Origin of the sequence: Corallococcus sp. AB049A (assembly GCF_003668885.1) — a bacterium.
GTDB lineage: Bacteria > Myxococcota > Myxococcia > Myxococcales > Myxococcaceae > Corallococcus > Corallococcus interemptor.
On record NZ_RAWL01000808.1, the window covers coordinates 1 to 1150 of the forward strand.

The 1150-nt window shown below is 72.4% G+C and carries 2 protein-coding genes; one reads left to right on the forward strand and one right to left on the reverse strand.

Going from position 1 to position 1150, the window contains the following annotated elements; all coding sequences use genetic code 11:
• A partial coding sequence (locus D7X55_RS39550; protein ID WP_147470429.1) for a peroxiredoxin occupies positions 1 to 452 on the reverse strand: 452 nt, incomplete at its 3' end.
• A 104-nt stretch (positions 453 to 556) separates the two neighbouring features.
• Here D7X55_RS39550 and D7X55_RS39555 point away from each other — a divergent pair.
• Positions 557 to 1150 (forward strand): YcaO-like family protein (locus D7X55_RS39555; protein WP_233610377.1); only part of this gene is annotated, 594 nt, incomplete at its 3' end.

A 1150-nucleotide genomic window follows, 5' to 3' on the forward strand; every position in this document is an offset into this window, starting at 1 on the left:
GCGGTGGGGTGGTTCTGGAGGTACTTCAGCACGTCGTCCAGGTGGCGGTAGACGCGCACCTCGTGGTGGATGACGTGTTCGACGACGCCGTCCGCGCCGATGATGAAGGTGACGCGCCGGTCGATGTTGAGGACGGGCCAGAGCACGCCCCAGGCGCGGCTGATCCGCCGCTCGTCGTCTCCGAGGAGGGCGAAGTGGATGCCCTCCTGTTCGGCGAAGTCGCACTGGGTGGTGAGCGTGTCCACGGAGACGCCGACGAGCTCCGCTCCCAGGGAGCGGATCCGCTCGTGGTTGTCCCTGAACGCGCGGTTCTCGATGGTGCAACCCACGGTGAAGGCGCGCGGGAAGAAGAAGAGGACGACGCGCCGGCCTCGCAGCTCCGACAAGCGCACGGGCTGCCCGTGGCAGTCGGTGGCGGCGAAGTCGGGTGCGAGCTCTCCAACGGCAATCATTCGATGCGCGCTCCGTTCCGACGGCGGGGGCTGTCCTTCCCCTACCACGTTTTCCCCGTCATCCCATGCCGCGCCGCGCCGGGGGTCCGCTAAGGTGCCCCACCGTGCCGCCTGCCCTGACGGACCCCCTCTCCCCCACCTTTCTCGATGCCCTGGCCCGAGGCCTGGGCGTGACCCGGGTCGCCCGGGTCACCGGCCTGGACCGCACCGGCGTGGAGGTCGCCTGCGCGGTGCGTCCGGGTGGACACGTGCTCCAGGTATGTAACGGCAAGGGGCTCACCTACGAGGCCGCGGCCCGGGGCGCCCTCTTCGAGACGGCGGAGTTGTGGGCGGCGGAGACGGTGCGGCCGGAGCGGCTGCGCTGGGGCTCCCAGGCGGAGCTGGAGCGGGCAGGCGACACGGTGTGGGGCGTGGAGGCGTTGGGGTCGGCGGGCGCGGTGGTGGCGCCGAGGCTCGCGGGGCCGGCGGTGCGGCTGGCGTGGTGCGAGGCGCGGACGCTGGACGGGAACGAACGGGTCTGGGTGCCGGCGCAGGGTGTGTACTGCCCACCGTCGGGCACGGTGGAGCTGGGTCCGGTGTCGGTGGCGTGGACGACGAACGGCTCCGGGGCGCATCCGGAGTCGGAGCCCGCGTTGCTGCACGCGCTGCTGGAGGCCACGGAGCGGGACCAGCTGGCGCGGGCATTGCCGGAGGGGTGG